Consider the following 7,766-nt stretch of genomic DNA (forward strand, 5'->3'; position numbering starts at 1 on the left):
TCCGGACCCGCCGCGGCGGACCGGGGGGTGCCGAGCTGCGGCCCCGGTGCCCGGCGGGCGGGTCGGTCGCTGCCGCGGAGCGGGGCGGCCGGTACCGGCTGGGTCCCCGTGGCCCGACCAGGCCCACCCGGTCCGGGGAGTTCCGCCGGGTGACCGCCGAAGGACCGGTTCCGTCGGCGGACGGCCCGCCGGGGCGGAGCCGGTCCCTGCGGGAGATGGACGGCTTCCACGAGGGGCCGGCAAGGGAAACGCCCCTCGCGCGGAGTCGCTGGGAACAAGAAATGAAGGAGCGGATGCAGCATGACCCCTGTGGCGCTGGCCGAGGACCTGAGTAAGTCCTACGGCAAGCACAAAGCGCTGGACGGCCTCTCACTCAGCATCGAGCAGGGGGAAGTGTTCGGCTATCTCGGCCCCAACGGCGCGGGCAAGACGACGACCATCCGACTGCTGCTCGACCTCATCCGCCCCAGCGGGGGCCGGATCGAGCTCTTCGGCAGGAGCCCGCGCGAGGGCGGCAGCGAGCTGCGCCGCCGCGTCGGCTACCTGCCCGGCGAACTCCCGCTCGCGGGACGCGGCAGCGGCCTGGAGCTCCTGAGGTTCCTGGCCAAGGTCCGCGGCGGGGTGGACCCGGCCGCGATTCCCTCCCTCGCCGAGCGGCTGAACGTCGACCTCACCCGCCCCGTGCACAGCCTGTCCAAGGGCAACAAGCAGAAGGTCGGCATCATCCAGGCCTTCATGCACCGGCCCGATCTGCTCATCCTCGACGAGCCGACGACCGGTCTGGACCCGCTGGTCCAGCAGGAGTTCCTGTCCATGGTCCGCGAGGCCAAGCACAACGGCCAGACGGTCCTGATGTCCTCGCACATCCTGTCCGAGGTCCAGCACGTCGGCGACCGGGTCGCCATCATCCGCCGCGGCAGGCTCGTCTCCGTCTCGGACGTCGACTCCCTGCTCGAACAGGCCCGCCGCCGGGTGGAGATCCGGTTCGCCGACCCCGTCGACCCGCGCCACTTCTCCGTCCTGCCCGGGGTGCGCGACGTCAGGGTCCGCGCCAACTCACTCACCTGCACGCTCGACGGGTCGGCCGACGCCCTCGTCAAGACGGCCGCCCAGCACACCGTGGTGAGCCTCGTGTGCGCGGAGCCCGACCTGGAAGAGATCTTCCTGCACGCCTACGCGCAGGACCCCGAGGAGGAGATGCACGGTGCCCGCTGAATCGTTCGCGGTCTTCGGAAAGGCGCTCCGGGACCAGCGCCGCGGCCTGGTCTTCTGGGCCGTGGGGCTGGCGCTGGTCACGCTGATGTACACGTCGAGCTTCGACCCGGACAAGGTCACCGATGACGCCGGCGGGCTCCAGAAGGCCCTGTCCTTCGACGACCTGGCCACCGGACCCGGCTTCCTGCGGGCCACCGTCCTCGGCATGATCGCGCCGCTGCTGCTCCTCGTCTTCGTCACCATCAGCGGGGCCAGGGCCGTCGCGGGGGAGGAGGAGACCGGGCTGCTCGACCTCTACCTCGCCCAGCCCGTCGAGCGCGGCCGACTGCTGATGCAGCGGTTCGCCGCGACCTGCCTCGCCGTCGCCGGGTTCGCGCTGATCCTCCTGGCCGAACTCGCCGTCCTCGACTCGGCCCTGGACATGGGCGTCGGATTCGGCAACCTGCTGGTCACCGTGATCGGGCTCGCCCTGCTCGTGATCACCTTCGCGTCCGTGGCGTTCTCCACCGGTGCCGTCACCGGCCGCCGCACGCTCACCCTCGGCGTAACGGCGGGCTACGGCGCCTTCGCGTTCGTGGTGAACGCGCTGGCGAGCCAGTCCGAGTCGCTGGAGCCGCTGAAGTACCTGTCCGCCTTCCACTACTACCTGGGCGGCAACCCGCTCCGTGAGGGGTTCTCCCCCGGGATGCTCGTCCTGGTGGCGGCCCCCGCCGTGCTCCTCGGCATCGGTCTCGCCCGCTTCCGCAGCCGCGACCTGAACGTCTGACCGCACGTACGTACCGCTCGCACCGCGCCGCGCTTCCCCGGAAGGGGGCGCGGCGCGGTGTCGCCCGTGCGGCGGACCGGTTCTCGCGGGCGACCCGTGGCGGCGGGGGCGGAACCGCCCGCGTCGTCCCGGGCCCCGGCTGGGCGGAAGGACGGCCGGAGCCCGGCCGGGTGCACGGGACGCCGCGCACCGGACAGCCTCCGGTGCCTGCCCTACGGCGCCCCCCGAGGTATCGCGCACAGGAGGCGCCACTGACCGCCCGTGCGCCCGGGGCTCGGCGGAGCCGGCCGCTAACGCCGCACGCGGTAGCGGAGCCGGACGACCCGTGAACCGAGGGTGCGCGACTCGACCAGTTCGAGATCCACCCGGCGCCGGTGCCGGGGGAAGAACGGAATGCCGCCCCCGACCAGCACCGGGTGGATCCTGGCCCGGTACTCGTCGATCAGATCCAGCTCGGCGGCCGCAGCGGCGAGGGTCGCCCCGCCGATCGCGATGTCGCCGTCCCCCGGCTCGGCCCGCAGGCGCCCGATCTCCTCCGCCAGTCCGCCGGAGGCCAGGCGGGCGTTGCCCCGCACCGCCGACAGCGTGGTGGAGAACACCACCTTGGGGAGCGCCCTCCAGAGCGCGGCGAAACCGCGGGTCGAGAAGTCGAGCGAGGGATCCTGGTCGGTGGTCTCCCAGTACAGCATCGTCTCGTACAGCCGTCGTCCCAGCAGGTGGACGCCGGCCTCGCGCACCTCGTCCGTGGCGAGGCGGAAGACCTCCTCGTCGGGCGGCGCCCAGTCGAAGCCGCCGTCCGGCCCGACGACGTAGCCGTCCAGTGAGACGCCCATCGAATACGTCACGCCGCGCATCGCAAGCCCTCCTCGGTAGCGGATCCGACCGTACGGCCGCCGGACGGGGCCGGACCCGCCGCGACGCGGGATCCACCGGGTCGAGTCACCCGAGGGGGGCACTCCGCTGAGGCGATTCCGTTCAGCGAGCGCTATGGCTGTCGGGGCACCGGTACGCCCCGACGCCGTCTCCCGCCCGTCGGGCACGGCGCGGCCTCCGGCGCGAGTGGACCCGGCACGGACGGGGACCGGTTCCGGCGCCCGGCAGCGGGCGTGCGGCGTCTCCCGGGGTGCGGTGGCAGGGGCCGGGATCAGCCGAAGGGGAGGGGGCCGACCGTGAGCGCGTGACACCTGCCGCCGGTCGGTGCGCCGGGCAGATGTCAGACGGCGCGCGGCAGGACCGCCACCGCCCGCAGCCCGCCCCGGTGCGCGCGGCCCAGCTCCATCCGCCCGCCGGAGGCGGTCAGCAGGGACGACGCGATGGGCAGACCCAGGCCGGTGCCCTGGTGACCGCGCCCCGCGCGACCGCGCCAGAACGGCTCGCAGGCCCGGTCGATCTCCTCCCGGCTCATCCCCGGCCCCTGGTCGTGGACCTCGACCCGCACCGTGCCCGGCGTACCGCGGACCAGCACGGTGACCCGGCCGCCCCGGGGCGTGACATGGAGGGAGTTGTCCAGGAACACGTCGAGGCACTGCCCCAGGCAGCCCCGCACCTGGCGTGCAGTGACCGACGCGCCGTCCAGGCACAGCCCCACGCCCCGCTCCCCGGCGACGACCCGCCAGGCGTCCACCCTCGCCGCCGCGACGCCGAGCGCGTCCACCGTCTCCAGGACATCGCCGTCCTGCCCGGCCGCGCCCCAGGCCAGCACCTGCTCCAGCACCTGGGAGAGCCGGTCCACCTCGCGCAGCGCCCCCCGGACCTGGCGCAGCGTGTCCGCCTCGGCCCCGGGCGCCAGCCGGTCGAGGAGCAGTTCGAGTCGCAGCCGGACGGACGACAGCGGGCCGCGCACCTGATGGGCGGCGACCGCGGCGAACGCGGGCGAACCCCCTCGGGGCAGCGGCGAAGCGGGAACCGGAGCGGGCGCGCCGATCGACATGGTCGCGTCCCGTCTCAGGCGTGGACGGCGGACAGCGGTACCGCCAGGCGGTAGCCGACCCCGCGGACGGTCTCGATCCACCGGGCGTCGCCGAGCTTGCTGCGCAGCGAGCCCACGTGCACGTCGAGGGTGCGGGTCGACCCGTACCAGTTCTCGTCCCACACCCGGGACATGATCTGCCCGCGCTCCACGACGGTGCCCGGCTCCTCGATCAGCATGGCCAGGAGGTCGAACTCCTTGCGGGTGACGCGGATCTCCGCCCCGTGCGCGAACACCTTGCGGGTCCGCGGGTCCAGCCGCACCGGACCGGCCTGGAGGAGGGGCCGGACGGGCCGCGCCGGGGGGTCCTCCGGCCGGAAACCGACCGTTTGCGACCGCACCCCGGCGGGCACGGGCGACGGTGCCACCGCATCCGGCGGCGGCGCTGCCTCTGGCACGGCGGCCCGAACCGGCGTCGGGGCCCAGCCTTCCCCGGCCGTATCCGGCACCGGCCCCCGGAGCGGCTCGTCCGTCGCTCTCCGCCCGGCCCGGGGAGGCGGCCCGCCGTGCACGGCGCAGCCCCCCGCCCGGCGCAGCAGGGACCGTATCCGCGCCACCAGTTCGCGTCGGCTGAACGGCTTGGGGACGAAGTCGTCCGCGCCCAGATGCAGGGCCATGACCCGGTCGAGTTCCTCGGTGCGCCCGCTCATCGCGATGACCGGCACGCAGGACACCTCGCGGATGCGCCGGCAGACCTCGTGGCCGTCCAGGTCCGGAAGCCCCAGGTCGAGCAGGACGACACCGGCCTCGGACAGCCGTTCCAGGGCCTCGGCGCCGGTGGCGGCGCGCAGGGCGGGGAACCCGTGCGCGCCCAGCGTCTCCCCGAGCGCCTCGGCCAGCCCGTCGTCGTCCTCGACGATCAGAACATTCATGGAGCTGATGCCTTCCCGCAGACGGAGTCCGGTCACGGCCCCGGAACGGTGGAGCGGCCGCCGGATGCCGCGAGTCAACCAAGACCCACCGACCGGCATCAACCACGCGGGCCGCCTTCGCTCCCAGGGTGGTACCCCCCGGATGTGTCTTTGGGGGTAGGTTCGGAAACGGCCCGGCGAACCGGAACGGATCTTGACGGTTCCTTAACGGCATTCGGTCAAGTGAGCGATGTAGTCTGGTCGTTCGGACACGAGTGCAAAGCGGAGGGCTGCGCGACCGTTCGCCGGGGAGACAGACGTGGAAGCTCGGCAGAACGGACGTGGCACCGCCGTGGACGTGCTGGAACGCCGCGTGGACGAGATCCTCGCGGCCTACGACGCCGCACTGCGCAGTACCGGATCCTCCCTCCTCGGGGACGGCGAGCACGCCGCGCCCCATCTGGCGGAGGCCCGCCGCATCCTCGCCCACGTCATCTCCGAACTCCACCGCGGCACCCATCTGCCGCACGGCACCGACTACTTGGGCGAGGCGCTACGTCCCGGCGGCCCCCGAACCCACCCGGTCGAGTCCGGGCGCGCGGCGACCGCCCTGTTCGACGCCGTCGTCGTGGTCCTGATGGACCAGCCCGACGGCGAGCGCCCCGGCCCGGCCGAGACCGCCGTGCTCTTCTCCCTGCTGCACCGCGAGATCGTCGCCCGGCACACCGCGCGCTCCGTCGCCCACATCGGCTATCTGCTGGAACGCATCCGCAGCGCGCACAACGACGAACGGCGGCGCGTCGCCCGGGAACTCCACGACGAGGTCGCCGGGCACCTCGGCACCGCCCTCAACTGGTTCGAACTCCACGAGCTGTACGAGCCGGACCGGCCCGGACTCGCCCGGCAGAAGCTCGACGCCGCCCGCACCACGGTCCGGGAGTCGCTCAGCAGCCTGCGCGAGGTGATGACCGGCCTGCGCCGCCGCATCGACACCGACTCCCTGCGCACCGCCCTCACCCGCGACCTCGACCGCACGGGCCGGAACGGGGCCGAGGTGCGGGTATCCGTGACCGGCGACGAGTCCTGGCTGCCGCACGGTGCGGCGGAGGAGCTGTACCTCATCGTCCGCGAGGCCCAGCGCAACGCCGTCCGCCACGCCCGCGCCGGGCTGATCACCGTCGAGGTCCACGTGGCGCCCGGCGAGGTCCGCGCCGCCGTCGAGGACGACGGCGTCGGGTTCGACCCCGTGGCCACCGCCCCGCACGGCCACAGCGGCATGCTCTCCATGCGGGAGCGGGCCGAACTCCTCGGCGGCAGCGTCACGGTGGAGTCGCAGCCCGGCTGCGGGGCGCGCATCCTGGTCTTCGTACCACTGGAGGGGGACAGCGGTGGTGAACCCGCGTAGGCCCATCAGAGTCATGATCGCCGACGACCACACCCTGTTCCGCGAGGGCATCACCGAGATCCTCACCGCCGCCGGGGGTGTCGAGGTCGTCGGCGAGGCCCACTGCGGGAACGACGCCTGCGAGAAGGCCGCCGTGCTCCGCCCCGACGTCATCGTCCTCGACGTCGAGATGCCCGGCGAGGGGGTCAGGGAGACCCTGGCGCGCCTGCGCCGGATCTCCCCGCAGTCGCGCGTCGTCGTGCTCACCATGCACGACGACGTCGTCCTCGCGCGGGAGCTGCTCGCCCTCGGCGCCGGCGCCTATCTGGTGAAGGGGTCGACCCGGCACGAACTCGTCTCCGCGATCCACAGCGTGGTCGTGGACCGCCTCCCGGGCCATGTGATCCTCTCCGTCTCCCAACAGGGCCTCGACCGGGTCGGCCACGCCCCCGGCGACGCGCTGTCGGACCGCGAGCGCGAGGTGCTGGCGCTCACCGCGGAGGCACTGAGCAACTCCCAGATCGCCCGCCGCCTGAGCATCGCCGAGGGCACTGTGAAGCGGCACCTGCGCAACGTCTACCGCAAGCTCGGCGCCGTGTCCCGGCTGGACGCGGTCAACAAGGCGGTGGCCGCCTCCCTCCTCCCCGCGCCCCACCCGAGGGAGGACTGAGGCCGGGGGAGGGCCGGGGCTCACGGGACCGTCGCGGCGAGCAGGTCGTCCGCGAGGTCCGCCACCAGCTCCGCGCGGCACGGAGCGAGGAAGAAATGCCCGCCCGGGAACACCCGGAGCCGGAACCCGGACGCGGTCTGGCGGCGCCAGCCCTCCAGCTCCTCCCGGGAGAACTCCGGATCGTCCCGGCCGCCGTAGACCGTGACCGGACAGGACAGCGGCGGCCCGGGAACGTGCGCGCAGGTCTCCAGCAGCGCGACGTCCGCGCGGAGCGACGGCAGGTACAGGGCGCGCATCTGCGGATCGTCCCGGACGGCCGGGGGGATGGCGCCGAAGCGTTCGTCCAGGGCCTTCAGGAAGAGGTCGTCGGGCAGCCGGTGCACCACGGTGTGCCGCAGCGGGAGATCGGGCGCCGCCCGCGCCGACACCGCGAGGCGGACCGGCTCCGTGCCGTACGAGCGGCGCAGCTCCCGGGCCAGCTCGAAGGCGAGCAGCCCGCCCAGACTGTGCCCGAACACCGCGTACGGGCCGCCGTCCAGCGCCGGACCGAGGACCGCCGCCGCCTCCTCGACCAGGGCCGGCACATCGGTGCGCGGCTCCTCCCGGAACCGTGCCTCGCGCCCGGGCAGCCGCAGCAGCCAGGGCTCCACCGCGTCCGGCAGCAGGGCCCCCCAGCCCTGGAACGCCGCGGTGCCGCCGCCCGCGTACGGCAGGCACAGCAGCCGTACCAGCGGGGCGGCGCGCGGGGCGGGACGCAGCACCCAGCGGTCGAGGTCGGACGGGGCCGTGGTCACGGGGCACTCCAGAGGGGAAGGGATGGTGCCGGGGTCCGGGAACGCCCCGGCGGCGGACCGGCGGACCGGCCGGCGGACCGGCGGACCGGCGGTCGGAGGTGGTGGTGGGGGAGAGGG

General features: G+C 74.1%; 8 protein-coding genes. 4 read left to right on the forward strand and 4 right to left on the reverse strand.

Translation table 11 applies throughout. From position 1 onward, the window contains the following. Positions 1 to 300: 300 nt before the first annotated feature. Entirely contained in the window at positions 301 to 1,215 is a 915-nt protein-coding gene (locus GTY84_RS23300) for an ABC transporter ATP-binding protein (RefSeq protein ID WP_161228328.1), read from the forward strand. Next, a complete protein-coding gene (locus tag GTY84_RS23305) occupies positions 1,205 to 1,981 on the forward strand; it encodes an ABC transporter permease subunit (RefSeq protein WP_161228329.1) in 777 nt (258 codons plus the stop codon). The genes GTY84_RS23300 and GTY84_RS23305 overlap by 11 nt, the downstream gene beginning before the upstream one ends. 290 nt (positions 1,982 to 2,271) lie before the next feature. Here the strand turns inward: GTY84_RS23305 and GTY84_RS23310 are convergent, their stop codons facing one another. The 3 genes from GTY84_RS23310 to GTY84_RS23320 all read right to left on the reverse strand — a co-directional run bounded on the left by GTY84_RS23310 (position 2,272) and on the right by GTY84_RS23320 (position 4,822). Next, the gene (locus GTY84_RS23310) at positions 2,272 to 2,835 is read right to left on the reverse strand and encodes a dihydrofolate reductase family protein (RefSeq protein ID WP_161228330.1); all 564 of its coding nucleotides are present in this window, start codon (positions 2,833 to 2,835) and stop codon (positions 2,272 to 2,274) included. Between the two features lie 359 nt (positions 2,836 to 3,194). Further along, positions 3,195 to 3,911: a HAMP domain-containing sensor histidine kinase gene (locus tag GTY84_RS23315; RefSeq protein ID WP_161228331.1), complete on the reverse strand. Its 717-nt coding sequence runs from the start codon at positions 3,909 to 3,911 to the stop codon at positions 3,195 to 3,197. Positions 3,912 to 3,925: 14 nt separating this feature from the next. Further along, positions 3,926 to 4,822: a response regulator transcription factor gene (locus tag GTY84_RS23320; RefSeq protein WP_161228375.1), complete on the reverse strand. Its 897-nt coding sequence runs from the start codon at positions 4,820 to 4,822 to the stop codon at positions 3,926 to 3,928. A 298-nt stretch (positions 4,823 to 5,120) separates the two neighbouring features. Between GTY84_RS23320 and GTY84_RS23325 the strand changes: the two genes are divergently transcribed. Together GTY84_RS23325 and GTY84_RS23330 are read left to right on the forward strand one after the other, a co-directional pair. After that, positions 5,121 to 6,206: a sensor histidine kinase gene (locus GTY84_RS23325; protein ID WP_161228332.1), complete on the forward strand. Its 1,086-nt coding sequence runs from the start codon at positions 5,121 to 5,123 to the stop codon at positions 6,204 to 6,206. 13 nt (positions 6,207 to 6,219) lie between these two features. After that, a complete protein-coding gene (locus GTY84_RS23330; RefSeq protein WP_161228333.1) occupies positions 6,220 to 6,855 on the forward strand; it encodes a response regulator transcription factor in 636 nt (211 codons plus the stop codon). A 20-nt stretch (positions 6,856 to 6,875) separates the two neighbouring features. Here the strand turns inward: GTY84_RS23330 and GTY84_RS23335 are convergent, their stop codons facing one another. Beyond that, on the reverse strand, positions 6,876 to 7,649 hold the full coding sequence (locus tag GTY84_RS23335; protein ID WP_161228334.1) for an alpha/beta fold hydrolase: 774 nt from the start codon (positions 7,647 to 7,649) through the stop codon (positions 6,876 to 6,878). Positions 7,650 to 7,766 lie beyond the last annotated feature (117 nt).

Source organism: Streptomyces sp. SID8352, from assembly GCF_009862265.1.
In the GTDB taxonomy this organism is placed as follows: domain Bacteria; phylum Actinomycetota; class Actinomycetes; order Streptomycetales; family Streptomycetaceae; genus Streptomyces.

What these genes read in the sequence shown, in the direction of transcription:
- GTY84_RS23310 (WP_161228330.1), bottom strand. Translation starts at nt 2,835, where the DNA reads ATGCGCGGCGTGACGTATTCGATGGGCGTCTCACTGGACGGCTACGTC.
- GTY84_RS23320 (WP_161228375.1), bottom strand. Translation starts at nt 4,822, where the DNA reads ATGAATGTTCTGATCGTCGAGGACGACGACGGGCTGGCCGAGGCGCTC.
- GTY84_RS23330 (WP_161228333.1), top strand. Translation starts at nt 6,220, where the DNA reads ATGATCGCCGACGACCACACCCTGTTCCGCGAGGGCATCACCGAGATC.
- GTY84_RS23315 (WP_161228331.1), bottom strand. Translation starts at nt 3,911, where the DNA reads ATGTCGATCGGCGCGCCCGCTCCGGTTCCCGCTTCGCCGCTGCCCCGA.
- GTY84_RS23300 (WP_161228328.1), top strand. Translation starts at nt 301, where the DNA reads ATGACCCCTGTGGCGCTGGCCGAGGACCTGAGTAAGTCCTACGGCAAG.